Source organism: Niabella terrae (assembly GCF_054783135.1).
Genome location: NZ_BAAGRD010000001.1, coordinates 553,593 through 579,016 on the forward strand (window position 1 = coordinate 553,593; position 25,424 = coordinate 579,016).

Consider the following 25,424-nt stretch of genomic DNA (forward strand, 5'->3'; position numbering starts at 1 on the left):
TTGAAAGACAAAAGCCCTGATCCCTGTAAAATTCAAACAATGCGAATCGATTATAGTAAAACAGCGCCGGAGGGTTATAAGGCCCTTTTATCCATGTATGGATACCTGAAGACCAGTACCCTGGCTTCGGACCTCCTGCACCTGGTTTACCTGAGGGTATCCCAGATCAATGGCTGTCCCTATTGCGTGGACCTCCATTTCAGGGATGCCGTCGCCGGCGGTGCCAACCCCCGTCAGCTGAATGCGGTGGTCATCTTCAGACAAATGCCTTTTTTTTCCGAAAAGGAAAGGGCGGCCCTGGAACTGGCAGAAGCCATGACCCTGCTCCGTGACCAGGAAGTGCCGGAAGCCGTCTTTACCGAAGCACTGCGTGTTTTTGGTGAGAAGGACCTGACGGACCTGAGTCTGGCAATTGCGCATATGAATATGCTCAACCGGGTGGCGATCACTTTTCACAAAGTCCCCGCATTATAAAACCTAAAGAAGCGGAAATGGAAAAAGAAATTAAAAAACTGGTCATCATTGGTGGCGGATTTGCAGGTGTGAACCTGGTCAAGAAACTCGCGGGCAACCGGCAATACAGGATTACGCTGGTGGACACCAATAATTATAACTTTTTCCCTCCCCTGCTTTATCAGGTGGCGACAGGTTTTCTGGAACCTTCCAGTATCAGCTATCCGTTCCGCAAGTTCCTGAGAAACAAATCAACCGTAAGGTTCCGGATGGGTAGCCTGGAAAAAATACTTCCTTCCGAAAACAGGGTCCAGTTGACCACCGGTACCGTCGACTATGATATCCTGGTGCTGGCAACAGGTGCGGTCACCAATTATTTCGGGATGGAGAATGTAAAAAAATATGCCATTCCGATGAAGACCCTGAGCGATGCGCTGGCCATGCGCAACCTCTTACTCAAAAGACTGGAAGAAGCCTCCCGGACCCGGGACCTGGATATCAAAAGAAAGCTCCTGACTTTTGTCATCGCGGGCGCCGGCCCCACAGGCGTGGAAGTCTCAGGAATGTTCGGAGAAATGCGGCAGAGTATTATTGCCAAGGATTATCCTGAACTGGGCAAGGGCCTGGGAGAAATCATCCTGGTGGACGGCGGCGATGCTGTGTTGGGCCCGATGTCTGCCGGTTCCCAGCAATATTCCCAAAAATCCCTGGAACGGCTGGGCGTTAAAGTAATGCTCAATACCCGGGTCAAAGATTACGATGGTGAAAAAGTCCAGTTTATTGATGATGGATTTATCCTTACCAAAAACCTGATCTGGGCTGCCGGGGTTTCAGCGGTGCCGTTTGAGGGCATTCCCGCCGAAAGTATCGGACCCGGCAAACGCACGCTGGTAGATGCCTTTAACCAGGTGCTCGGCACTGAAAATATCTATGCAATTGGAGATACCTGTCTGCAAACCACCGACCCGGGATTTCCCAAAGGCCACCCACAAGTAGCACAGGTGGCCATCCAGCAGGGAAAGCGTCTGGCCCGCAACCTTTCGCATCCGGATCGGCGACAACCCTTTAATTATCAGGACCGCGGATCCATGGCCATTATTGGCCGGAATAAAGCAGTGGCCGATATACCCAGGCCGAAACTGCATTTCAACGGATTTATCGCCTGGGCAGTATGGCTGTTCATCCATGTCATGAGTCTGCTGACGGTAAAGAACCGACTGCGGACCCTGGGTAATTGGGTCATCGCCTACTTCAGTAAAGACCAGTCCTTTCGTATGATCATCCGACCGGAAGACAAGGATCAGCAAATCATCAGTTAAACAGTACCACCGGAAATCCTTCCGTTTATGGATCATTATTTTGAAGATCAGATTTTTGACGCCACTATGGCACCGGCCGGCGTTTTCGCCTCCGGCACTTATGAGGGCTGTCAGTTTACAGGTATGGACTGGACGGGTGCAGATCTGAGCGGTTTTGCCTTTATCGACTGCCGGTTCGAAAAATGCAACCTGAGCAATACGGCCCTGGTACAGACCCGGATCAGCGGCTGCAATTTTACGCAATGCAAATGCATCGGCACTTATTTTGACAAATGCAGCCCTGCGATCTTCAGTGCGTTTTTTACGGATACGGTCCTCAACCTGTCGGGTTTCCATGGACTGAACCTCAAAAGCTGCCGGTTCCTTAAATGCAGTTTACAGGAAGTTGATTTCAGCGAAGCCAACCTGAGCGGCCTGCAGCTGGAGGATTGTAATCTCGCCGGTGCGCTGTTCGATCACAGCCGACTGGAGGGCACCGACTTCAGTACTGCTTATGATTACCGTATCGATCCCGCACAAAACAGTATTAAAAAAGCCATTTTTACGACCGCCGGACTGGCCGGATTACTATATCCTTACGATATTGTTATCAAATGAGCTGGGTGCCCAGCCTGTCCGCAACCAGGTCCGCCTGCCCAAATATGATTATTTTTGAGCCTTAAACAATGAACCCATGTCGATCAGAATTTTTATTACAGGCGGCACTTTTGACAAGGAATACAATATGCTGAACGGTACCCTGTATTTCAAGGATACCCATATGCAGGAACTGTTGGAAAAAGGCAGGAACAAAGTGCCCGTACAAATCCGCACCCTGATGATGATCGACTCCCTTGAAATGACCGATGAAGATCGCGAACTGATTGCTTACCAATGTGAACAGTGCGCAGAAGAACGGATCATTATCACTCATGGTACCGATACCATGGCCCAAACAGCTGCGGTGCTGGCCGGGGCAATTAAAAACAAAACCATTGTACTGACCGGCGCCATGATCCCCATAAAATTTGGTAGTTCCGATGGATTGTTTAATCTGGGTAGTGCTCTGGCTTTCGCCCAGACCCTGCCCCATGGCGTTTATGTAGCCATGAACGGCGGCTATTTCAACTGGGATAATGTACGCAAGAACCGGACTTCGGGCGTATTCGAAACCCTGAAGTGAACTACCCATTGGCTAAAGACCAATGTGCTACGTGCTTCACAGCGATTTGCTTACTGCTCCGAGGAGTTAGAAGTCTTACGATCACTCCACAGGTGTACGCGCAAGTCCCTTACGAGGTTTTTACATCTTATACTGATGTTGCAAATATCAGTATTATACAAGAAAACAATTTTGTGCCTTAGATCCCAAAAGCTAAAGACTTTTGGGTTTTACGGCACGGTTTATAAAACAGTTGCTTTCCTTTCCTGTCCTGACCGGAAAATTTCTCCATCTTTGCAGCCTTATTTTCAACTATGAAGGCTTCAAAGAACGCAGCTATTGGCTTTATCTTTATTACCCTGACCATTGATGTTATTGGCTGGGGATTGATTATTCCGGTAATGCCCCGGCTGCTGGCAGAACTGAAACAGGTACCCATCAACGAGACCAGCAAATGGGGCGGCGACCTGATCGTGGCTTTTGCGGTGATGCAGTTTCTCTGTGCGCCGCTGATGGGCAGCCTCAGTGATCGTTTTGGGCGCAGACCCGTCATCCTGCTATCCCTGCTGGGTTTTTGTTTTGACTATATCATTCTGGCCCTGGCCCATAATTATACCCTGCTTTTTGTCGGCCGGATACTCTCCGGTATCACCGGCGCCAGCTTTACAGCCGCCAGCGCCTATATTGCCGATATCAGTACCGATGAGAACCGGGCCAAGAATTTCGGGCTGATTGGTGCCGCTTTCGGATTGGGCTTTATTCTGGGACCCGGTCTGGGGGGGCTGCTGGCTTCCTGGGGCATCCGGGCACCCTTCTACGCGGCCGCCATCCTTTGTTTTATCAATTTTCTTTACGGTTATTTTGTCCTGCCTGAATCCCTGAAACCCGAGAACCGGCGCGCCTTTGACTGGAAGAAGGCCAACCCTGTGGGATCCTTACAGTTTTTTCTCAAAAACAGGCAGATTACCGGTCTGGTACTCGCTTTTGGATGTATCTACCTGGCGGCCCATGCCGTTCAAAGCAACTGGAGCTATTTCACCATGTATGTATTCAACTGGACCGAGCGCCAGGTCGGTATTTCGCTGACCATCGTCGGTGTGTTGGTGGGACTGGTCCAGGGCGGCCTGATCCGGGTCGTCAATCCCCGGCTGGGCGACGCCCGCAGCACTTACCTGGGCCTCCTGCTCTATACCGTGGGTCTGGTCTTATTTGCCTTTGCCAGTGCTGGCTGGATGATGTATGTATTTCTGATCCCCTATTGTCTGGGAGGTATTGCCGGGCCGGCGCTACAGTCCCTGATTACCCGGTATATTCCGGCCAACCAGCAGGGGATTCTTCAGGGTAGTCTGACGAGTCTGATGAGCCTGACTTCTATCATCGGCCCTTTTATCATGACCCGGCTGTTTTATTATGCCACCCTGGAAGACAGCCGCTGGCATTTTCCCGGGGCGCCCTTCTTACTGGGCGCGCTGCTGATGTTGATCAGTACGGTAATTTCCTATCGTTTTCTGAGTCGCAGAAGCCAGTTATTGCAACCGGCGACCAAATCCCGGTCTGCGGCAACAGCAACGGATCAGGCCACTTAGCCTGTGCCGGGGCCTATTTCAGTTCCTTAAGGGCCTGGGCCAGCGCCTCGACGGTCTTTTTCTCTGATCCGGCAAAAAGCCGGTTGCCAATAATCACGGCTGGCCTTTTCAGAAAGGTATATTCCTGAAGCAGGAGTTGCTTATAATCGGACTCCGTAAGTGGTTGGTCCTTAAGGCCCATTTCACGGTATTTTATCGATCGGCGGTTGAACAGGGCCTCGTAGCTGCCGGCCAGGGCCTTTAGCTGCTCCAGCTGTCGGGTGGTTACCGGCGCGGTTTTCAGGTCCTGTAATTCCAGCCCCGGCCGGGGCTTCGCCAGGCCCAGCTCCGATAAAATCCTTTTACAGGTATCACAGGTAGAGAGATAATACAGTTTTATCATATAATACATTTCTTTAAATACAAAGGCCTCCTGGTCAGAAACGGTCAGGCGCCAAAGATAGGAAAGCCGGCTGCCCCTCCGTCTCCGTTTGGCAGCTCAGAACCTTTTTCCAACCAGATTTGTTATCTTTGCGTATTAATTTATCAAGAACATGATTAAAACCGGCAACCCAGTAATTAGTATCTATACGGAAATGACACCCAATCCGGAAACCATGAAGTTTGTGGCCAACAAGCTGCTCTATCCGGGTAAAAGCATTGATTTTCCGGATGCTGAAAGTGCCCAGCCTTCACCGCTGGCCACTGAACTGTTTGGTTTTCCATTTATCCGCGCGGTATTTATCGCCAGTAATTTTGTGACCCTGACCAAAACGCCTGATGCGGAATGGATGGATGTCACACCCTCAATCCGGCAGTTTTTAAAAGACTACCTGGAGGAAGGAAAACCGGTCATCAACGAAGACGAAGTTGTGGAAGTGAAAAAAGAAAGTAGTAATGAAGTCTCGGCGGATGATGACGATGTCGTAAAACGTATTAAGGAACTGCTGGAAAACTATGTAAAACCGGCCGTCGAAATGGACGGTGGCGCCATCCAATTTAAAAGCTATGATGACGGTGTCGTGAACCTGATGATGCAGGGAAGCTGTAGTGGTTGTCCTTCTTCAATGATTACCCTGAAAGCGGGCATCGAAGGCATGATGAAAAGGATGATCCCGGAAGTAAAAGAAGTGGTTGCTGAATCTGAGTAAAATTAAGATTATAATAAAGTTTTAAACGTCATCTTTGGATGGCGTTTTTTATTTTCGGCAAGGATGCGTCAGTTCGTTGCGCAAATATTGTTGGTACTGGGGCTGTTTTCTTTACCTGCCTGCGCCTATATGCACAACCCCATGCGTCGGGAAACCCATTTGCTGCAAAGAGGTATCACGATCGACACGACGAGTTTCATCTACCATCTGCCCTACCCCCCTGGCGTCCGCCATACACTGGTGCAGGGATATTTCACCCAGTTTACCCACAAACGGCGGGCAGCATTGGATTTTAAAATGCCTCGGGGTTCTGTTATCTGCGCTGCCAGGGGCGGCGTCGTTGTCCGGGTCAAAGAAGATGGCAGCAAGGGCGGCATCGGTAAAAACAGTCGCCGTCATGCCAATTACCTGATCATTCAGCATGCCGACAGTACCCGGGCCGGTTACTGGCATCTCAGCCATAAAGGGGCCCTGGTGCAGCCCGGTGACAGTGTGCAGGCCGGTCAGCCCATTGCCTTAAGCGGCAATACCGGTTATACCTATTTTCCGCATCTGCATTTTATTGTCTGGGGCCGCAACAGCCAGGGGGGCTGGATCCAGATTCCGACCCGCTTTTATACAGCGGATGGCGTCCGGTACCTGAAGGCCATAAAATCCTATCAGCATCCTGTAGACCAGGCAGAAGCAGGCCGTTGATACAAATTTTTTCCGTAGGTTTATCGAAAACCGTTCCTGTTGGACTTACAGCAAATAGTGGAGGCTTTCATCCGGGGAATGCGCCAGACCGGCTGGGCAGAATACCTGGCTGTTTTTGCGGGCATTGCCAGCGTCTGGTACAGTCGGAAGGAAAATATCCTGGTATATCCCACCGGACTGCTCAATACGATTATTTACATTTTCCTGAGTTTTAAATACCATCTTTTCGGGGAAGCTACCGTTAATTTTTACTATACGGTCATGAATGTATATGGCTGGATTCTCTGGACGCGGAAGGACCAGTCGCAGCAGTTGAGGGTCCGGGTACAGTTTTCAACGGCAAGACAGTGGGGACAGCAACTCCTTTTTTTCGGCTTTTTTTACTGCCTGATTTTCATAGCCCTGAGCTATCTGAAACAGGAATTTGCGCCAGGCGCCATCCCCTGGGCGGACAGTCTGGCTTCGGCCAGTGCCTTTACCGGTATGTGGCTGATGACCCGAAAGAAAGTAGAAAGCTGGTACTGGTGGATCCTTACCAATATCAGCGCCATACCGCTATATTTTGTCAAAGGTCTGGTTTTCACCAGCGTCTATTATCTGGTATTGCTGGTACTGGCCGTTGGAGGGCTAAGGGACTGGCGCCGCAGTGCCGCTCTAGTAAAATCGACACATGATTAAGAAAATTGTCATTATTGGACCGGAAAGTACCGGCAAAAGCACCCTTGCCGGTCAGCTGGCTGCCCATTACCAGACCCAATGGTGTGCTGAATATGCCCGTCAGTATCTATTGGAAAATGGCACTGATTACAGTTTTGAGGACCTGGCTGAAATTGCCCGGGGCCAGCTGGCACTGGAAGATCGTTATACTGCTGCGACTCTTGCGGGAAACGGCCCACCGCTACTGATTATTGATACCGATATGTATGTGATGAAAGTCTGGTGTGAGTTTGTTTTCGGCCGTTGCCATCCGTTTATCCTCGAGGAAATCGTCCGACGCCCCTATGATCTTTACCTTTTATGCAATACCGACCTACCCTGGACCCGTGATGAACTACGGGAATATCCCGATCTGAAAACCCGCGAAACCCTGTTTAAAATTTACAAGGACCTGCTCATCAACCAGGCTACACCCTGGGTGGAAATCAAAGGACGGGAGCAGCAACGGTTGAAGACCGCGACGGAAGCGGTAGACCGCTTACTAAACAGGAGGTCTGAGGTCCAGTAACTGCAGCCGGTACCGATTGCCGATGGGGTAATATTTACGGCGGATCAACCAGGTCATCTTATTCCAGATATACCGGATCAGCAGTGGCCCATAGCCAATGACCACCCCAGCCAGTGCCGCCTGTTTAAAGCTGGCCTGATCACTTAATGTCAGGCCGGCAGTCGTCAGCGCTGCCCCGCCGGTTATCAATAACAGGGTATAGGTATCGGGTACCCAGGATTTGTCCCGCACATTCTTCAATACACGGCCTACCTGGCCGGTACTGAGCTGGCGGTCTTCTGTCAGATAGATGGTGTCGCCTTCCAGCAGCTTAATCCGGCCGTCCATCCTGAAACCATCGGTGGTTACGAGCCGGATCGGATCCCCCTGCACAAAAATGGCTTTTTTGCGTCCTCCCTTTTTGACAAACAGAAAGGCCTGCTGACAGATAGCACCAAAGGGTAACAGTATCAGGAATATCGGCCAGGCTGCTCTCATGGTACAAACCTAAGCAACCGGCTGTTGCTGCTTTGTTAAATCACAGCACGATTTCCCGATTGATATCCAGGGCCGACCGAAAATGGGCATCATGGCTGATTAACAGCAGGGTGCCCTGATAGTCCCTCAGGGCCTCATGCAGGATTTCCATATTGGTAATGTCCAGGTTGTTCGTCGGTTCGTCCAGCACCAGGATGTCGGGCGCCTGACGATGCATCTGCAGGCAGCAAAGCATCAGCCGCATCCGTTCCCCACCGCTTAGGCTGGCACAGGATTTATCCCAGTCTCCGGGGCCAAACAGAAAGCGGTGGAGTCTGCTGTTCACTTCATGCTCCTGCAGGGGTTCCGAGCCGGAGTTGAACCGACCTGCCTGCTCAATAACCCGCAGCCGGTTATCGATCAGCTGATAATCCTGATCAATATACCGATACTGTTGAAAAGCGCGGGTAATACTGCCGGAAGTGGGCTCCAGGTTGCCCAGCAGCAATCGGACCAGGGATGTCTTCCCGGATCCGTTGGCACCCCGGATCAGCCAGCGCTCTCCGCTTCGCAGCTCTATATCCAGCGGTTCCGCCCAAAGGTTCCTGCCGGCAAAATTCAGGTTTACCGCACGGGCTTCTACCAGCAGTTTGCCGCGGTGCAGACCTGAATTGTCTAAATCCAGTCGCATCTGCCCGGTGGTCGGCTGGGCAGCCCGCAACCGTTCCAGATCCTGGGTCAGTTGCTCCAGTTTCTGGTCGTGAACCGCGGTGGTTTTGGCGGTACTCCTTTCGGCCTGATTTTTCAGGGTATTCATCATGATACGCGCTGTCCCTGCCTTGGTTTGTTTACGACTGCCGCGGGCATCCTGCTTCTGTTGCCTTTCCATTGTTTTGCGGCGCAGGATAGCCGCCTTCTTTAAGGTCTTATCGGCATGAAGCAAGTCCCGGGCCAGCGAGGCTGAGGCCAGTTCCTGCTGGGTTTCAAAAAATGCATAATTCCCTCCATAGAGCCGCAGACCACCTGCATGCAGTTCGGCCACCGGGTTCAGCATGTTTAACAATCCCCGGTCATGACTGGCGAGGATCAGGGTCTGGTTACTGGTTTCGATAAAAGTCAACAACTGACTGCGTGCCTTTTCATCGAGGTGGTTACTGGGTTCATCCAGCAAAATCAATTCGGGGCGGTGCAAATGTATTCCGGAAAGCAATAGCCGGGTCTGTTCACCACCGCTGAGTTCTGAGAGCCGCTGTTCGGGATCCAGGGCCGGCAATTGCCATTGCGATAAAGCCGACTGGATGCGTTCTTCCAGATCCCAGTCGTTTTCTAGCAGTTCCATATTGGCTTCGGTAACCCGGCCGGACTGCATTTCAGTCAGTGCCTGCCATTTGGCTGCTATCCCCAGTACACCTGCGACGGTCTGGTTACCAAACTGTCCGAAATTCTGCGGTATATAATAAGGGGGGCTGCTGTAATGAATCTTACCGCCGGATGGCTCCAGCATTCCTGCCATTACCCGGAGCAGGGTGGATTTTCCGGATCCGTTCGGACCTACCAGCGCCCATTTTTCACGGGACTGTACCTGCCATTGTATATTTTCAAAAAGGGGTTCCTGATCCGGATGCCGGTAGGACAATTCTTGTAATTGTAACATCATTTCGGGGTTTGCTATTGAAATATGCCAGGAAATCCTTCCTGATCTGTCAAAACCGTGTCGAAATGATCTACTACATGTTAATGATAACTGATGGAGGGCAAAGATAGGTAAATTTTCTAACCCTGTTTTAGATGAATCCCGCTTTGTAGTTTTGGTCAGCCCTGCCTGGAGGGCGCTTAGTTTGCGGCAGGCTTGGTCATAATTTTCTGTACCTGCAGGACATTTTCGCGTTTTCCATCCTGATAGTATTCCACAAATTCCCTGCCGTCCAGGTATTTCAGGGTCCTGGTTTTTAGCGCTCCCGAGGGCGCAAATGCTTCCTTAATCGACGCGATACCTTCCGGAAGATTTTTATACTGTTCGCGTGATTGCAGGATTTTACTGCCCTGGAAACTATAGGCGGTAACGCCGTTGATCTGATCGTCCAGGCGCCAGTATCCGGTCGCATCAATCGCCCAACTGTACAAAATTTCTCCTTCAAGGACCTTATAGAGCCCGGAAAGGCTACCGTCGGTAAAATAACTGCGGAGATTCAGGGTATCGCCATCGAAGTGAAAATTTTCCACCTTGACGCCGTTCCGGCAGCTGGTGAGTGCCTGCACCCGGCCTTCACAAAACAGTGCGGTTTTCAGTATCCTTTCTTTTGGTACCTGAAATACAAGGCTTCCTTCCACCAGGCCGCCTGCGCCGACCTGCAGTCGGTAGTTGCATTCCTTGAATACCGAGCCGGTGGCACCGACTTCCAGGCGTTCAACAATCTGATAATCTCCCTGCGGCAATGGGTCTCCGCTACGGGACACCAACGCCAGCCTGGTCTTTTTACCCCGCTGCCAGTTCCTGTCTATGTACTCCAGGGTATCTGCATCTACCCGCTGCTGTGCATTACCCGGCGAACTGACCAGGAGCAGCAGACTGGTAAGCAGCTTTATGTGCTTATAGCGATAGTGATTTTTCATAGAATTTCCCGCTAGCTTTTCGCAGTGGCTTCCAGCGGCAACCCTGTAGATTTGATGGAACCAAACCCTCCTTCGACTTCGGAAAAATTCCGGTAGCCCCGGGCCTGCAGAATACTGGCCGCAATCATACTGCGATAGCCGCCTGCACAATGGACGAAAAAATGTTCTTTGGGGTCCAGGCCGCGGATCCAGTCATTGATCGCAGCCAGCGGTTGGTTTTCTGCATCCTTTACATGTTCCGGTTCGAATTCGGATTCCTTTCTGATATCGATTACGGGTGCCGGCTGCTCCTGTTGCCGGCGGGCAAAATCGGAAGCGCTGATCCGGTTGACCGAGTCGGTTTGCCTGCCCGACTGCTGCCAGCTGTTAAAACCACCCTTCAGGTGGCCCAGTACCTGATCAAAACCGACCCGGCTCAGGCGGGTAACGGCTTCCTGTTCCGTACCCGGTTCAGTGACCAGCAGGATGGGTTGGGTCACATCGCCAAGCAGCGCGCCCACCCAGGGTGCAAAATCTCCTTCCAGACCGATATTAACCGATTGTGGGATAAAGCCCCGGGCAAAATCGGCATTGCCGCGGGTATCCAGGATCAGGGCACCGCTGGATGCGGCAACCCTTTCAAAGGCCGACGGGTCCAGTTCCTGCATGCCCTGCCTTAATACGGCATCAAAACTATCATACCCCTTCTTATTCATGGCTACATTCATTCCGAAATAGGCCGGCGGTGCCTGCAGTCCATCTGTCACCGCCTGGATAAACGCCGCCTTATCAGGCTGGTTCAATGCGTAGTTGACCTGCTTCTGATTGCCCAGACTGTCCAGGGTCTCTTTCATCATGTTCTTACCACAGGCGGAACCTGCCCCGTGGGCAGGATAAACGGTAATTTCATCCGGCAGGGCCAGGATCTTGTTGTACAGGCTGTCATACAGCATGCCGGCCAGGTCTTCAGTGCTCAGATTGCCTGATTTCTGGGCCAGATCCGGACGACCTACATCGCCCAGAAAAAGCGTATCCCCGCTAAACAGGGCCACGGGTTCCTGCTGCTCGTTATGTAACAGATAACAGGTACTCTCCATCGTATGGCCCGGGGTATGCATCACTTCGAAGCTGACTTTACCCAGTTCAAAAACCTGATGGTCCCTGGCAATAATGGCCTCAAACTCCGGCCTGGCGGTAGGACCATAGACAATGGGCGCGCCGGTCTTGCGGCTGAGATCCAGGTGCCCACTGACAAAATCCGCATGAAAATGGGTTTCAAAAATATACTTAAGCTGCACGCCGTCTTTTTGAAGGCGGTCAATATAGGGCTGGGTTTCCCTCAAAGGGTCGATGATGGCCGCATAGCCTTCGGAAACAATATAATAAGCGCCCTGCGCCAGACATCCGGTATAAATTTGCTCAACAGTCATTTTTTTCGGGTTTTTCGGGTGAACCATCCGCCACGAGTACCAGACAGGGGCAGACAGCTTATTTATTTTGGATCAGCGCCTGAATCTCCCGGTCTGGTTTCAGAAAATTCATTTGTTGCAGGATCTTCCTGGTCCTGCCCGAGACATAAGCCGAGGCGGGCTTCACCGTATACTTTTTAGGGTTGGGCAGGCAGGCGGCAATGGCAGCGGCCTCATAGGCCGACAGTTGTCTGGCCGGTCTTTTGAAATAATGCTGTGCGGCTGCTTCCACCCCGTAAATGCCCCGGCCCATTTCTGCCACGTTCAGGTAAACCTCCAGAATCCGCTTCTTGCCCCAGATCCTTTCGATCATAAAGGTAAAATAAGATTCCAGCCCTTTACGCACCCAGCTGCGGCCCTGCCATAAAAAAACATTTTTTGCCGTCTGCTGGCTGATGGTAGATCCACCCCGGATGCGACCGGGCTTTTTCTGATTGTATTCCATGGCCTTGGCAATGCTTTTCCAGTCAAACCCGTTATGATCCGGGAAAAGCTGGTCTTCGGAAGCAATTACCGCCAGTCTTGCATTCGATGAAATATCAGCGGCATCCTTCCATTCTTTTTGGAGCCCCTCGCCTTTTAGCCATCCTGCCACCTGGGTCAGCGTTATGGGGGGATTCACCCATTTCAGCAGTATGATATAGACCAGTTGGGCCACTAATAAAAAGAGCACCAGTCTTTTGAATCTTCTCCATATTTTAGCCAGTCGCTTCATTGCCGCTTGCAAGATAGGTAAGTTTCAGATTCCGGCGCCCGCTTTAACTTTTTAAGATTCCTTAATGATGATGGGATTCATAATAGATCAGGCCAATAATCAGGGCGATAGAAAATCCGATCAGTATGATACCATTGATCCGGTTGAGCAGTTGAATATTATGGGGTGTCAGCCGGTTCCTGATTTTTCCTGCCAGCATTACTTTGGTTATATCGGCACCGAGCACCAGCAGCAAACAGGTCAGGAAAATAATAATGCGCTCTTCGATCGTATGGCTGATAAAAGAAGTAGAGGCTGTGATCCAGAACAGAAAAACCGAAGGATTAAGGGTGTTCATAAAGTATCCGGAAACAAATATCTTGGCATAATCCCTTTTACGGTAGGTCTCTACTACCATTTTTCCCTGCTCGTTAATTTTCACTTTTTTAAAAAACAAAAAGTAAATGCCGATAATCATCAGAAAAACACTGCCGGTGATGCCGATCGCCTGGGTATGCTCGCTGATGGTTTCAAAAAGGGCGGAAAAAACATTACTGACAAATGCGAGGGTGAAATCGGAAGCTGATACGCCGGCGACAAATGCAAAACCCACCTTATGCCCGCCATTAATACTATGTTTAATAATGGAAAATAATACCGGTCCGACAGCTAAGCTTAGCAACAAACCAAGGGTAAGGCCTTTTATTATCGCTTCCGTCATATTGCCGGCAAGATTAATAAAGTTTTCCCAACTATCTGTCTATATTTTTCCTGTTGCAAGAAATTCATCCCAACTTTTGAGGAGCACACCCTTCATAACCCTGGGGAATTTATTCTGGCTGCCCAGTTTGCCATGCAGCTCCATAAATTTTAAAAATTTTTCTTCGGGCAATATCTCAATAAAAACATCTGTCAGGGCACTGGTACGTTCGGTGGCATAATCATCATTGATCGATTTGAGCTGTTCGTCGATAAATGCCAGCAATGCCGTTCCATCGGCAGCATCATCAGTTGCTATATACCATTTGTGTGCAAAGTAGTTTTTATAAGGGAACCCGACAACCGTATATTCGGGTATACTGATATTAAAATGGTTATTGGCCGCTTCGATGGCCTGGTTCATGTTTTCCACGCTCAGGTGTTCGCCGACCAGGCTCAGAAAATGCCGGGTGCGCCCGGTGATTACGACTTCGCAACGTTGTATGTTCAGAAACCGAATGGTGTCGCCGATCAGATAGCGCCAGGCACCGGCATTGGTATTGAGCAGGATGGCGTAATCCTTACCCGTCTGCACTTCATCAATCAGCAGACCCCGGGCCTCGGGCAGGATATTACCCTCGCTGTCAAAATTCTTATCATCAAAGGGAACAAACTCGAAAAAAATATTATTATTGGTAATCAGCTGCATGCCGGCAGCATGTTCCTTCATTTTATAACCGATAAACCCTTCGCTGGACAGGTAATTTTCTACATAGACAATCGGTTTACCCAACAGCTTTTCAAAGGACCGTTTATAGGGCTGAAAAGAAACCCCGCCGTGCACGAAAACACCGAAGTTTGGCCAGATTTCATGGATATGCTTCAATCCGTACCTTTCAATGACCATCTCCATACACATCTGACACCAGGCGGGTACCCCCACGATATAACCGATATCCCATTCCCGGGCATGATCCACAATTTCCTTCAGCTTCTGATTCCAGTCCTTCATTGCGGCAATCCGGCCCCCGGGCTTGTAAAAAGTCTGGAACCAGAAAGGTCTTTTCTTGGCCAGTATGCCACTCAGATCACCGGCATACCATCCCGCCTCTCCTTTCTGCAGATCGGTCGTGCCCCCGATGATCAAGAAACTTTTGGTCAGGGCTTTCTTATTGGCTTCCTGGTAATAGAAGACGCTGATCAGCTGTTTTATATAGTTGATGGTATTACTGCGCAGGAGATCCTTGGTTACCGGTATATACTTGCTGGAAGCCTCCGATGTCCCGGAGCTCAGCGCATAATATTCGATTTTACCCGGCCAGGTTACATCCGGTACGCCGTCCAGGGTTTTTTTCCACCAGCGGTCGTAGATACCGTTGTAGTCCTGGATGGGAACGGCTTCCTGAAATGCCTTTTCCACATTCTTGCTCAATAAAACTTTATCGAAGTGGTATTGCTGGCCAAACTCGGTAAAGCGGGCTTTCTTAAGCAGCTTCTTCAACACTTTGGACTGCTGATGTTTTGCATCGGCTTTTGGAAATCCAAATGCCTTCGCAATTGCCCCGGGTATCTTTATATCAATAATTGATGCCATAACTTGCCGCCACCAGACATATCTTTAAAAGATGCAATATACCATTTTTTAAAAAATGGAAGGGCTTATCTCCGGGGCACCCGACTTAAGGTGCAGGCAATCTGCGGATTGTAAATGGCAATGCCAGACCGGCCAGCAAAGCCCTGAAGGCAATAGCCGGAAAAAGCAATAATTTAAACAGGCCGGCGCGGCGACCGGTATAATGCTTATCAACAAAAAGCCACATGGCGCCGTAAAAGCGGCGGATATAACTGAAACTGGCTTTATTGGTACTCTCCCCTTTATAATGCAGGATGGTCGTATCCCCGCAATACAGAATCTTATACCCGGCCTGCTTTACGCGGTAACAGAGGTCAATATCTTCGCCGTACATAAAAAATGACTCATCGAATCCCTGCAGCTCCAGCAATAGGTCCCGGGGCATCAACATAAAGGCACCACAGAGTACTTCCACTTCATGTACGCCTGCTTCGGGAAGATGGCCCAAATAATAGCGGGCCCATACCGGCGAGCGGGGAAACAGGGCGGTCAGGCCACAAAGTTTATAAGCTGCTGTTAATGCATCGGGATTGCCCCTTTTCGATTCCTTCAGGTAGCGGCCCTTGCCGTCCAGCATCCGGACACCCAGGGCACCTATATTGGCGTCTGCCTGCAGGTGTTGCAGGCTGTGTCGGAGGCTATCCGGCTGCAATACGGTATCCGGATTCAAAAACAAAATATACCGCCCCCTGGCAAGGGCCAGCCCCTGGTTACAGGCTTTGGCAAACCCCGTATTCCGGGTATTGGCCACAAACTGCACCTGCGGAAACCTGGGCTTCAGATAGGCCAGGCTGCCATCAGTAGAATGATTGTCAATGACCAGTACTTCTCCTTCCAGCTGCTCCAGGGCAATGTTGAGGGAATGCAGGCAGGCTTCCAGCAGGAATTTTACATTATAATTGACAATGATTACCGATACCGTCATGATACGGTGGCAAAAATAGGACTAAAACCCTGGTTTGACCGCCGAAGCCGGGCGCGCCCTAAACGCAGCAGCTTCAACGATGGATGGGTTGCTGGAATTCCATCGGCAGGCATTCCATGGCGGTCCGCTCACCGGAGTGAAGCCTGGTACCGGGCGAGGCGGGCCGGTTCCATTCGCGGCGTCCTGTGTGAAAGCTGTGGTACTGGGGCTCCTGTTTCATTTTGTCAATAGCAGTTTGCAACCTGAAGGGTACCGGTTCATTTGTCAGAAAATTGATCATGGTGGTTGTCATAAAGAGAAGTTGAGGGTTAAAATCTGCTTCAAAAATAAGCTCCTGAAGGGGTCCCGTTTAGGGGTATTTTTCCCGTATTTTTTGAACAATCGCCAGCGGGGTAGCGGCAACCCAACTCCTTTACTATCTTTGTTGCATGTTAAAATCGGTTTTACACGAAGCGATTATGGCCGGCGGGGCACAGGTATCCCGTTATTTTAATCAAACCTTCGAGATCAAATACAAGGAAGGCCGCAATAATCTGGTAACTGCTGCCGACCATGCCTCCGAAGATGCGATATTGGAGGTCATCCGGAATAACTATCCGGATCATTATATTCTTACGGAGGAAACCGGGGCCCTGCCTCAGGATTCTGATTATAAATGGATCATCGATCCTATTGACGGCACCATAAATTTCGCTCATGGCATACCACTGAACTGCATTTCCATCGGCCTCGAGTTTCAGGGAGAAATCATCATGGGCATGGTTTACAACCCCCATATGAATGAACTGTTTTTTGCCGAAAAGGGCGAGGGCGCCAGCTTTAATGGTCAACCCATCCGGGTGAGCCAGGAGACCGATGTCCTGAAAAGCTGCCTGGTTACCGGCTTTCCTTATACCTATATCCAGCAGCATAATGGTCCCCTGGAAGTTTTTGAACGCTTTATCCGGGAAGGGGTACCCGTCCGGCGCTTGGGCGCAGCAGCGATCGATCTCTGCTGGGTAGCTGCCGGCCGGCTGGATGGCTTTTATGAGCACAAATTACAACCCTGGGATAGCGCCGCCGGCTTTCTGATTGCCACCGAGGCGGGTGGAAAGGTGACAGATTTTGACGGCAACCCGTACAGCCCCTACCAACCTAAAATCGTGGCCACCAACGGGCATATTCATTCCCAACTGCTCGAAGTCATCAATGACAGTCAGGAAGCCCGCAGTGAAAACCCTTAAATATCAACCAATCAAAGCAGCCCCGGCGCCTGGTCGGGTCTGATTTTTAAAATATGGCGCAGCAGTTATGAGCGAAGAAAGAACAGAAATAACACAGTTGGGGGAGTTCGGCCTGATCGATCACCTGACCCGGAATTTTGAAATTCAGCAGGCCGGTACCATCCTGGGCGTGGGTGATGATGCGGCAGTGCTGGATCATTTTGGCAAACAAACGGTCCTGACCACCGATCTGCTGATTGAAGGGGTGCATTTTGATCTGATGTACCATCCGCTCAAACATTTGGGTTACAAATCGGTCATTGTCAACCTCAGCGACGTGTATGCCATGAATGCCACGCCGGCACAAATTACCATGAGTATCGCGCTGAGCAACCGTTTCAGCCTCGAAGCCATCAGCGAGTTTTATGAGGGCGTTTATGCAGCCTGCCGGCAATATGGCGTTGATCTGGTGGGTGGAGATACCACGACTTCGCAGAAAGGATTTATTATTTCGGTCACCGCTGTCGGCGAAACAGCGCCGGATCGCTTCGTCAAAAGAAGTACGGCCCGTAAAGGCGACCTGCTTTGTGTAAGCGGCGATCTGGGGGCGGCTTATCTGGGTCTTTTATTTCTTGAAAGGGAAAAGAAAATTTTTCTGGAAAGTCCCGGTGTTCAGCCGGATCTGGAAGGCGAGGATTATGTGATCGGCCGGCTGTTAAAACCAGAAGCCCGTAAGGACATTATTGACTATTTTGCCAAGGCGGACTTATTGCCGACCGCGATGATGGACATCAGTGATGGCCTGAGCTCGGAGATCCTCCATATCTGCAAAGACAGCCAACTGGGTTGCGTCCTTTATGAAGATAAAATTCCGATTATGGAGAACACCCGGAATGCGGCTTTTAAATTTGAATTGGATCCCACAGCCTGCGCCCTGAGCGGCGGAGAGGATTATGAACTTCTTTTTACTGTGGATCAGCAGGATTACGACAAAATAAAAGATCATCCGGATATCAGCATTATCGGACATATGACCGAGACCGGGGAGGGCGCCCATATCATCACCAAATCAGGTAGTCGGCATGCCATCACCGCACAGGGATGGAACCCGCTCCAATAACAGGCCGGCGATGCGATTCGGTACACCGATTCACCGCGATATTCACCGTCACCCGACGATCCTGCTCCTATTACTGCTGCTCCTGGGTATCCTGAGCGCCTGCAGCAGCAGCCGGCAGGCTTACCGCCCTGATAAAAAGTACAGCCCTCGCCAATTACAGCACGATTTTGATATTTTTCGGGGGATCCTCGAACAGCGTCATCCCTCCCTGTACTGGTACAGCCCGAGGACGGTGATGGACAGTGCTTTTGATGCCGCCCGGCAGCAATTACAGGACAGCCTGACTGAATTTGAATTCCGGAAAATACTGGCGCCGGTTACTGCACTGATTCAATGCGGTCATACTTCCATTGGCCCGTCCCGGGCTTACAGCAAATACCTGGATACCCTGAGCCGCCGTAGTCATTTTCCGTTCAGTATCAAAACCTGGAACGACACGACGGTATTGGTCACCGGCAGGACGCCTGCCCTCAGGGATCGGCGCGGCCTGGTTATAGACTCCCTCAACGGTCACCGTATGGCCAGTCTACTGGACAGCCTGCGCCTGTATATTCCTGCCGATGGCGGTAACCGGATCGCGCAGGACCAGCTGCTCAGCACCGGATCCTATTTCGGAAACCTGTATACCGCTGTCTTTGGCTGGGAGCGATCCTACCGCCTGGCTTATCATGACAGTACCGGTGCGGCCGGCACCCTGCTGGTGCAACAGGCGCCGCCGGTCAGGGATTCCGCCCGGGCGCGCAGTAGCGGACGGCGGGATTCTTCCAGGTCTCGTCCGGTCCGGGAGCCCCGCCAGAAAATCAGGCAGCGGGAGCGCAGTTTTCAACTGCATCCCGAACAGGGCTATGCCCTGATGGAACTCAACAGCTTCGCCTCAAAACTGACGTTAAAACGCTTTTTCCGCCGCAGCTTCCGCAGCCTGGACCGGCAGAAAATTCCCCGCCTGATCATTGACCTGCGCCTGAATGGTGGCGGACGGGTAGACATTGCCAATGACCTGACCCGCTATCTGGCAGCCAGGTCCTACCGGATGGCCGACTCACTTTTTGCCGTCAGTCTCGGGTCCAGGTACAGCCGGTATATTGAATTTGATTTCTGGTCCCGGCTCTTTATCGGGCTGGTCACCCGGAAAAAAGAAGGCAGGTACCACTACCGTTACTACGAAAGGCACCGGTTCAAGCCCAGAAAACGGCATCATTTTGATGGTGAAATCTACCTGCTGAGTGGTGGCCGTAGTTATTCGGCTACGGTCCTGACCCTGGCTATCCTGAAAGGTCAGTCAAACGTCAGGATACTGGGGGAGCCTTCGGGCGGTGCTGCCTATGGAAGCAGTGCCTGGCTATTGCCAAAAGCCAGTCTGCCGGCAACCGGTATCCGGCTCCGGCTGCCCCTGTTCCGGCTGGTAATCGACCGGCAACAGCCCCATGACGGATCGGGCGTGCGCCCGGATATAAATGTCGGGCCTTCGGTAGAAGCCATCCGGGGGGGCCGGGATTATAAAATGGAAAAACTGATGCAACTGCTTAAACTGGCGCCGGTACCCGGGTCCCTGCGCTAGTGGAAAAAGGCGCGGTGGCAAGGCCAAAGCACTGCGGACGCCCGATAGCGCCTGCCAGTCATCTGCTTCCGGTATTCCAGGCTTCCCTAGAAAACCTTGAATTCATCAGCATCTTCCCAGAAAGGAAGCTGTTCTCTGGTTTGCTCCAGGACCGATTTTTCAAGGGTCAGGGTGGCGGTATCAGCCTTGCCATGCTGTTGATAGAGAATCGCTCCCTGAGGATCCACCACCATACTGTCGCCGCCATGGTAGATACCATTGCCGTCTGTGCCGACCCGGTTGACACCCACCACATAACACTGGTTTTCGATGGCGCGGGCCTGGAGCAGGGTTTTCCAGGCAGTACTGCGTTTCTCCGGCCAGTTGGCCACATAGATCAGCAGGTCGTAGAGCCCCCGCCAGTTTTCGCCGGTCATCCGGGGAATCTGCCGGGCCCATACCGGGAAACGTAAATCATAACATACCTGTAAATTGATTTTCCATTCATTAACCGAGGCAAAAAGTCTTTTCTGTCCGGGCGTATAGTAATCCTGCTCCCGGGCCAGGGTGAACAGATGCCGTTTGTTATAAATGCCGTACTGTCCGTTGGGCAGCATCCAGATCAGCCGGTTGTAAAACTGCATATGACCGGCTGCATCTTCCTCCCGGATGATCAGGCTACCGGTCAGCACTACTTTCTTGTAGGCAGACAAATCCCGCATCCAGGTCACAGTCGGACCATCCATGGTCTCCGCCAGTTCAGCCGCCCGCATACTGAAACCGGTAGAAAACATTTCCGGTAATATCACGATCTGACCAGGCTCCTGAATCTGTTCGATCTGTTGCTGGAACATTTCCAGATTGGCGGCTTTATCCTCCCAGACCAGATCAGCCTGAATCAAACTGAGGGTTAATTTGTCTTTCATCTTTTATTCATTTTTGTCCTGAGGCAGTCCGCTTCCAACTTCTTCATTAACGGTTGGTATCGAACAGCGCCTGTACCTGATCGGCTTCAAAACCTTTCTGCAATAGATAATCTCTGGTTTTTTTCATTCTAATAAACCGGTTGCGTTCCGTTTTAAGGCTGGCCCACTTGGCCTCGAACAGTTTTTGCAGGGTCTGTTGATAGTCGCCGGGATCAATTTCACCCATGGCTTTTTTCAGACAGTAGGCACTGATATTTTTCTGCAAGAGTGCTTTTCTGATTTTATTACGCCCCCATTGCTTCTGTCGGAAATGACCGCCGGCAAATGCCATGGCGAAACGCTCTTCATTCAAATAATCATCCTGGATCAGACTGGCGATAATTTCATCATGTTCCAGCCGCCGCACACCCAGCTCATAAAGCCGGCTGATCACATCGCTGTGACAGCGTTCGCTGTAGGCACAATAATGCCGCAGTTTCTGGAGCGCCTGCTCTTTGGTCAGGAAGGATCCGGGCATGTATCTGGGTTTTAAATATGAACAATAAACGGCGCTAGACTTCTTCGAGCCGGGCCAGACAGCCAAATTCATTTTTCAGGTAATCATCATAATAATCCGCCTGCTCAAACAGGTGCCGGAACTCCGCAATACCGCTTTCCCTGGTAATGTCCAGATCATAAATCAACCGGCTCAGGACGATGCTGTTTTTCACACAGCTCAACACCAGACCATTGGGTTTGTTGTTTTCCTGTAACAGGAACTGATACAGGGGTTTGATGCGGGCCAGATCCGAGGGCATCTGGCAGAGATAAGCGTCGCCCACAATAAAGAAATTGTCCGGATTATAACTGATCTTCACCTTTGCCGAACCGGCTTTGACACTCCATAGATTATGTCCATCCCGGGCCAGCCGAACATCCTTTCCCAGTGCCTTCAGGATTTCTTCTATCAGCTTGGCCACCCCCACCGGTTGCTGCGCGGTTTCAGGTAATTGCGGCAATAATACTTCCGAACCACAGCTGGGACAATATTTGGAACTGTCGATGGTATCGGCGGTAACCAGAAAATCACAGTTGGCGCAGCGGGTCGCCGGCGCTGCACGATGGGGCATATACAATTCCAGGGCTTCTTTCAAGGCAGCCACCGGAAGGGCAAAGCCCAGATTATCGCCACCACGGATGATAAATGAATTCACACCAATTACCATCCCTTCGTTATTCACCAACGGTCCGCCGCTATTACCCGGGTTGATGGCCGCATCGATCTGAATATACTTTTCACCGTCCCGGATCCGGTCCACTTTAGATATTACGCCCTGGGTCGCACTATAGTTCAACCCATAGGGGTGTCCGATGGCGATCACATGGTCTCCGTCTTTCAGGGATTCATAGCGTCCCAGCCGGATATCAGCGAGTTGCACGTCCGCGGGAGGTTCCAGAAAAGCCAGGTCGTGCTGGGCATCCGTATACCATACCTTGGCAAGGGTCTTCTCAAAACTTTTACCAGCAATGGTCACTTCCGGACTATCACTCACCACGTGATTATTGGTAACGATCAGATCGTACTGACTGAGATAAAAGCCCGTACCGGTACCCGTATTGGTGGCAATCTGGATAATGGCTTGCTGATACAATTGAATGATTTCCTGTGTATTCATGACAGGTGCTGCTATATTTGATTACTTATTGTTCATATTTAAGAGTGCCAGTTGAGCAGTAAAACGCTGATTAAATGCCATCAGGCTGCTAAAATCCAGTTGATCGGTGGCAAAATTCATGAGCGGATGCTTAGCGCGCCATTCCTGCTGTACCTGCCGGATGCGGCTGATAATCTCCGCCGTTTGAAAGGTGTTTTTTTCGGGATGGTACAGGGATTTTTCATACCCTAAATCCCGAAAGAAATCCGGATAATTGATTTCCATAAACAACTCCACCAGTTGACTGATGGCCCGTGGCAGGGAATAAGTATACTGACAATGGGTAAGTCCGTATTCAATAATTTTCAGGGCAAAATCCTCGTGCTGGTTGTCGCGGTACCATAACATATTCTCACCGGCCTCTTTGATCAGGTCGGCAATGACCTTATAGGGCTGGGGTGTCACGATGGAGAAAGTGTATTTGGACCGGAACAGGTTTTCAAATACAAAGTCCTGGGGCTGCGCCAGCAATTTTTCGAAAGCCACCGCCATATCCCGGTTTTTCTCGATCATCGGCGCTTCGTCCTTTTTGAAATAGATTCCCGAAATCTTCTCCAGTTCGTTCAACAGCCGACCCTCGGGGGCCAGCAGAAAGTCAATCCGGTACACCAGGCTGAGCAGCAGGTAGGAAATGCCCCCCGAAAATTTGTCGGGGTCTACACTATTGATTTTGTCCAGTGTTTCCCGGATCCAACGCTGCATATAATTATACTTTACCTGCTTCTCGGTTTCCGGCATTTCATGGATATGTTCATTGCCAATAGGTTCCAGTACTGAAAAATCCTGTACCAGCAGATCATCCTGTTTATCGCTTTTGATCGCCAGTTCCTTGAGTCCATAATATAATTTGCTGGGATTGGCCGTCTCGAGGTCCGTATCAAAACGCATGCAAAGGGCATCTTCACTGATTGCATAACGACTGTAATAGAGGCCGAAGTTCATTTCCAGCAACCGGCGCATCACTGGCACCGAGGCCTGTGGCATCCGGGCCAGCCTGACTTCAGCACTGATCTGACCGTCCTGCAGCCGGCCCCTGACGACTTTAGAGCCCTGCTGGAGCTCAAAATCAAAGCTTTGCTGATCGCCCTCTAAACGAACGTTTTCCATCTGGTCATCCCTGAGGTAGTCAAAAAAAGCATGAACCGATTCCAGGTATTTCTTTTCCTTAAACAGGTCATCGGCCTCGTTCCAGCGATTGGCTTTGGCCACGGTTTTGTTATTATCCGAATACCTTCCGAAAGGTATCCTTTGTGGCCCTGCCGAGGGTTCCGACAGGCCTTTGAAGAAATTGATCAGCTTGTCCAGCATGTTTTTTTACTTATTCTTACTGCGAAAGATACAAAAGGTTTTGAATGTCCGGATTTTTCCTTCATCGGGTCCGCTGCGCCCCATTCGGCCATAAAACCCGCAGACCTACGGGCTTATATCCCCGGTGGGCAAAGAAATCCGAACAAGGGGCATGTCCGGGCCTGTACCGTCTGGCACCAGCCGCGTTTACCGCTCCGAAGCAGGATTAAAGGACTATCGGCAGGGAAAAGACTGCCGGTACGGGCAAAATAATTTATATTGCGATATTCTTTTTTATAGTAGTTTCGCTACCAAGCAAAAATAAGACCGCTGCCGGTTACGATCAGGCCGTTTTAAACTTAAACATAATATAATAGAATAAAGGATGAAATTTATTGCTTCTTCAAATGCTTTGCTCAGACAGTTGCAGAACATTTCCGGTGTTATTAATGCCAACACGGTACTACCGATATTGGAAGACTTTCTTTTTGAAATTGAGGCCAATAAACTCACAATCGTTGCTACGGACCTGGAAACCGTAATGCGGACGGAAATGGAAATTGAAGCCAAAGACAATGGCCGGGTCTGTATCCCGCATAAGATACTGATCGATTCGTTGAAAAATATTCCGGACCAGCCGCTGACTTTTAATATCGATAAGAATTTCGGAATAGAAATAACCAGCGACAGCGGTAAATACAAGGTGATGGGTGAGAATCCCGATAATTTCCCCAAGGAACCGGCTGCCGATGACACTACTTCCTTTACAATGACTTCCACTTCACTGCTGACAGCGATCAATAAAACGATTTTTGCCACCAGTACAGACGATTTGAGACCCGCCATGACCGGGGTTTTCTTTGAATTAAACAAAGAAGGCATTCAGTTTGTCGCTACCGATGCACACAGGTTGGTACGGTACCAGGTCAGGGATGCTGCTGCTTCAGGCACCGATTCCTTTATTGTGCCCCGCAAGCCCCTGAATCTCCTGAAATCAGCCCTGCCGGACAATGAAGACGAGATTACCCTGAACTATAACGGCAACCATTTCTTCGTTACCCACGGCAGTACCCGGCTGAGCTGCCGGCTGATAGACGCCCGATTCCCGGATTACAAAGTGGTCATTCCCACAGAAAATCCCTACCGGCTGACCGTCAACCGCCAGGAGTTTTTGGGCGCCCTGCGTCGGGTTAGTGTTTTTAGTAACAAAAGTACATATCAGGTAGCCCTGGATATCAGCGGCAGTGAGCTGCAGCTGGAAGCCCAGGACGTCGATTTCAGCTTTGAAGGGAATGAACGCATGAAATGCCAGTATAACGGAGAAGATCTGAAAATTGCATTTAATGCCAAGTTCCTCATCGAAATGCTCAACAGTACCGACAGCGAAGAAGTCTATCTGGAACTGAGCACGCCTTCCAAAGCGGGGCTGATCAAACCTGTGGACCAGGATGAAAATGAAGAACTGTTGATGCTGGTAATGCCATTGATGCTCAATCAGTAAAATCATAACCCGGACCGCCCATGGCACCGAATTTGCTGCAAATAGCAGAATCCCCCGGGATTTTGCTATTTTTTTTAACTTTAAAATCGATTCTTTATCAAAAACGCACCCCTTTCCCCCGTTCTGTTATCCGCGGTAA

At 50.6% G+C, this 25,424-nt stretch carries 27 protein-coding genes; 13 read left to right on the forward strand and 14 right to left on the reverse strand.

Annotation, left to right across the window (positions count from 1 at the left end; genetic code table 11):
- Positions 1 to 39 precede the first annotated feature (39 nt).
- From ACYVI9_RS02465 to ACYVI9_RS02485, 5 genes are all read left to right on the forward strand, one after another.
- Positions 40 to 474 carry a carboxymuconolactone decarboxylase family protein gene (locus ACYVI9_RS02465; RefSeq protein WP_460760194.1) on the forward strand — a complete coding sequence of 145 codons (435 nt, stop codon included), beginning with the start codon at positions 40 to 42 and terminating at the stop codon, positions 472 to 474.
- A gap of 17 nt (positions 475 to 491) precedes the next feature.
- A complete protein-coding gene (locus tag ACYVI9_RS02470; RefSeq protein WP_460760196.1) occupies positions 492 to 1,772 on the forward strand; it encodes an NAD(P)/FAD-dependent oxidoreductase in 1,281 nt (426 codons plus the stop codon).
- A gap of 27 nt (positions 1,773 to 1,799) precedes the next feature.
- The gene (locus ACYVI9_RS02475) at positions 1,800 to 2,369 is read left to right on the forward strand and encodes a pentapeptide repeat-containing protein (RefSeq protein ID WP_460760199.1); all 570 of its coding nucleotides are present in this window, start codon (positions 1,800 to 1,802) and stop codon (positions 2,367 to 2,369) included.
- A gap of 76 nt (positions 2,370 to 2,445) precedes the next feature.
- Positions 2,446 to 2,934 (forward strand): asparaginase domain-containing protein, encoded by a 489-nt coding sequence (locus ACYVI9_RS02480; RefSeq protein WP_460760201.1) that lies wholly within the window; start codon positions 2,446 to 2,448, stop codon positions 2,932 to 2,934.
- A 293-nt stretch (positions 2,935 to 3,227) separates the two neighbouring features.
- A complete protein-coding gene (locus ACYVI9_RS02485; protein ID WP_460760204.1) occupies positions 3,228 to 4,499 on the forward strand; it encodes a TCR/Tet family MFS transporter in 1,272 nt (423 codons plus the stop codon).
- 13 nt (positions 4,500 to 4,512) lie between these two features.
- Here the strand turns inward: ACYVI9_RS02485 and ACYVI9_RS02490 are convergent, their stop codons facing one another.
- A complete protein-coding gene (locus ACYVI9_RS02490) occupies positions 4,513 to 4,881 on the reverse strand; it encodes an arsenate reductase family protein (RefSeq protein WP_460760206.1) in 369 nt (122 codons plus the stop codon).
- A 151-nt stretch (positions 4,882 to 5,032) separates the two neighbouring features.
- On the opposite strand from ACYVI9_RS02490, the gene ACYVI9_RS02495 reads away from it, so the two are divergent.
- The 4 genes from ACYVI9_RS02495 (at position 5,033) to ACYVI9_RS02510 (ending at position 7,550) form a co-directional block, all read left to right on the forward strand.
- Positions 5,033 to 5,629 carry a NifU family protein gene (locus ACYVI9_RS02495; protein WP_460760209.1) on the forward strand — a complete coding sequence of 199 codons (597 nt, stop codon included), beginning with the start codon at positions 5,033 to 5,035 and terminating at the stop codon, positions 5,627 to 5,629.
- A 63-nt stretch (positions 5,630 to 5,692) separates the two neighbouring features.
- The gene (locus ACYVI9_RS02500) at positions 5,693 to 6,325 is read left to right on the forward strand and encodes a M23 family metallopeptidase (RefSeq protein WP_460760212.1); all 633 of its coding nucleotides are present in this window, start codon (positions 5,693 to 5,695) and stop codon (positions 6,323 to 6,325) included.
- Between the two features lie 39 nt (positions 6,326 to 6,364).
- The gene (gene pnuC / locus ACYVI9_RS02505; protein WP_460760215.1) at positions 6,365 to 7,003 is read left to right on the forward strand and encodes a nicotinamide riboside transporter PnuC; all 639 of its coding nucleotides are present in this window, start codon (positions 6,365 to 6,367) and stop codon (positions 7,001 to 7,003) included.
- On the forward strand, positions 6,996 to 7,550 hold the full coding sequence (locus ACYVI9_RS02510) for an AAA family ATPase (RefSeq protein WP_460760217.1): 555 nt from the start codon (positions 6,996 to 6,998) through the stop codon (positions 7,548 to 7,550). Before pnuC ends, ACYVI9_RS02510 begins: the two co-directional genes overlap by 8 nt.
- Here the strand turns inward: ACYVI9_RS02510 and ACYVI9_RS02515 are convergent.
- From ACYVI9_RS02515 to ACYVI9_RS02555, 9 genes are all read right to left on the reverse strand, one after another.
- The gene (locus ACYVI9_RS02515; RefSeq protein WP_460760220.1) at positions 7,524 to 8,027 is read right to left on the reverse strand and encodes a hypothetical protein; all 504 of its coding nucleotides are present in this window, start codon (positions 8,025 to 8,027) and stop codon (positions 7,524 to 7,526) included. The two genes, ACYVI9_RS02510 and ACYVI9_RS02515, sit on opposite strands and share 27 nt — an antisense overlap.
- A 40-nt stretch (positions 8,028 to 8,067) precedes the next feature.
- The gene (locus ACYVI9_RS02520; protein ID WP_460760223.1) at positions 8,068 to 9,660 is read right to left on the reverse strand and encodes an ABC-F family ATP-binding cassette domain-containing protein; all 1,593 of its coding nucleotides are present in this window, start codon (positions 9,658 to 9,660) and stop codon (positions 8,068 to 8,070) included.
- A 179-nt stretch (positions 9,661 to 9,839) separates the two neighbouring features.
- Entirely contained in the window at positions 9,840 to 10,619 is a 780-nt protein-coding gene (locus ACYVI9_RS02525; protein ID WP_460760226.1) for a hypothetical protein, read from the reverse strand.
- 11 nt (positions 10,620 to 10,630) lie between these two features.
- Positions 10,631 to 12,028 carry an MBL fold metallo-hydrolase gene (locus ACYVI9_RS02530; RefSeq protein ID WP_460760229.1) on the reverse strand — a complete coding sequence of 466 codons (1,398 nt, stop codon included), beginning with the start codon at positions 12,026 to 12,028 and terminating at the stop codon, positions 10,631 to 10,633.
- A 58-nt stretch (positions 12,029 to 12,086) separates the two neighbouring features.
- Entirely contained in the window at positions 12,087 to 12,794 is a 708-nt protein-coding gene (gene mtgA / locus ACYVI9_RS02535; protein ID WP_460760231.1) for a monofunctional biosynthetic peptidoglycan transglycosylase, read from the reverse strand.
- A gap of 49 nt (positions 12,795 to 12,843) precedes the next feature.
- Positions 12,844 to 13,482, reverse strand: a complete 639-nt coding sequence (locus ACYVI9_RS02540; RefSeq protein ID WP_460760234.1) for a LysE family translocator — start codon at positions 13,480 to 13,482, stop codon at positions 12,844 to 12,846.
- Between the two features lie 39 nt (positions 13,483 to 13,521).
- Complete coding sequence (locus tag ACYVI9_RS02545; RefSeq protein ID WP_460760237.1) at positions 13,522 to 15,054, reverse strand: GH3 family acyl-acid amido synthetase; 1,533 nt, start codon at positions 15,052 to 15,054, stop codon at positions 13,522 to 13,524.
- An 85-nt stretch (positions 15,055 to 15,139) separates the two neighbouring features.
- A complete protein-coding gene (locus tag ACYVI9_RS02550) occupies positions 15,140 to 16,018 on the reverse strand; it encodes a glycosyltransferase family 2 protein (RefSeq protein WP_460760239.1) in 879 nt (292 codons plus the stop codon).
- Positions 16,019 to 16,091: 73 nt separating this feature from the next.
- Positions 16,092 to 16,310 carry a hypothetical protein gene (locus ACYVI9_RS02555; RefSeq protein WP_460760241.1) on the reverse strand — a complete coding sequence of 73 codons (219 nt, stop codon included), beginning with the start codon at positions 16,308 to 16,310 and terminating at the stop codon, positions 16,092 to 16,094.
- Between the two features lie 136 nt (positions 16,311 to 16,446).
- Here ACYVI9_RS02555 and ACYVI9_RS02560 point away from each other — a divergent pair, with 136 nt between their 5' ends.
- From ACYVI9_RS02560 to ACYVI9_RS02570, 3 genes are all read left to right on the forward strand, one after another.
- Positions 16,447 to 17,241, forward strand: a complete 795-nt coding sequence (locus ACYVI9_RS02560) for an inositol monophosphatase family protein (protein WP_460760244.1) — start codon at positions 16,447 to 16,449, stop codon at positions 17,239 to 17,241.
- A 67-nt stretch (positions 17,242 to 17,308) separates the two neighbouring features.
- Complete coding sequence (gene thiL / locus ACYVI9_RS02565; protein WP_460760246.1) at positions 17,309 to 18,340, forward strand: thiamine-phosphate kinase; 1,032 nt, start codon at positions 17,309 to 17,311, stop codon at positions 18,338 to 18,340.
- Positions 18,303 to 19,898, forward strand: coding sequence for a S41 family peptidase (locus tag ACYVI9_RS02570; protein ID WP_460760249.1), 1,596 nt, complete (start codon positions 18,303 to 18,305; stop codon positions 19,896 to 19,898). The genes thiL and ACYVI9_RS02570 overlap by 38 nt, the downstream gene beginning before the upstream one ends.
- Before the next feature lie 86 nt (positions 19,899 to 19,984).
- On the opposite strand, the gene ACYVI9_RS02575 is transcribed toward ACYVI9_RS02570, so the two are convergent.
- Genes ACYVI9_RS02575 through ACYVI9_RS02590 form a run of 4 tightly spaced genes read right to left on the reverse strand, consistent with a single transcriptional unit; the run spans position 19,985 to position 23,805 of the window.
- Positions 19,985 to 20,803 (reverse strand): nitrilase family protein, encoded by an 819-nt coding sequence (locus tag ACYVI9_RS02575; protein ID WP_460760251.1) that lies wholly within the window; start codon positions 20,801 to 20,803, stop codon positions 19,985 to 19,987.
- Positions 20,804 to 20,849: 46 nt separating this feature from the next.
- Complete coding sequence (locus ACYVI9_RS02580) at positions 20,850 to 21,320, reverse strand: regulatory protein RecX (protein ID WP_460760253.1); 471 nt, start codon at positions 21,318 to 21,320, stop codon at positions 20,850 to 20,852.
- A gap of 34 nt (positions 21,321 to 21,354) precedes the next feature.
- The gene (locus tag ACYVI9_RS02585; RefSeq protein WP_460760256.1) at positions 21,355 to 22,458 is read right to left on the reverse strand and encodes a trypsin-like peptidase domain-containing protein; all 1,104 of its coding nucleotides are present in this window, start codon (positions 22,456 to 22,458) and stop codon (positions 21,355 to 21,357) included.
- Positions 22,459 to 22,479: 21 nt separating this feature from the next.
- The gene (locus tag ACYVI9_RS02590) at positions 22,480 to 23,805 is read right to left on the reverse strand and encodes a type III secretion system chaperone family protein (protein ID WP_460760258.1); all 1,326 of its coding nucleotides are present in this window, start codon (positions 23,803 to 23,805) and stop codon (positions 22,480 to 22,482) included.
- Positions 23,806 to 24,169: 364 nt separating this feature from the next.
- Between ACYVI9_RS02590 and dnaN the strand changes: the two genes are divergently transcribed.
- Positions 24,170 to 25,285 (forward strand): DNA polymerase III subunit beta, encoded by a 1,116-nt coding sequence (gene dnaN, locus ACYVI9_RS02595; protein ID WP_460760261.1) that lies wholly within the window; start codon positions 24,170 to 24,172, stop codon positions 25,283 to 25,285.
- Positions 25,286 to 25,424 lie beyond the last annotated feature (139 nt).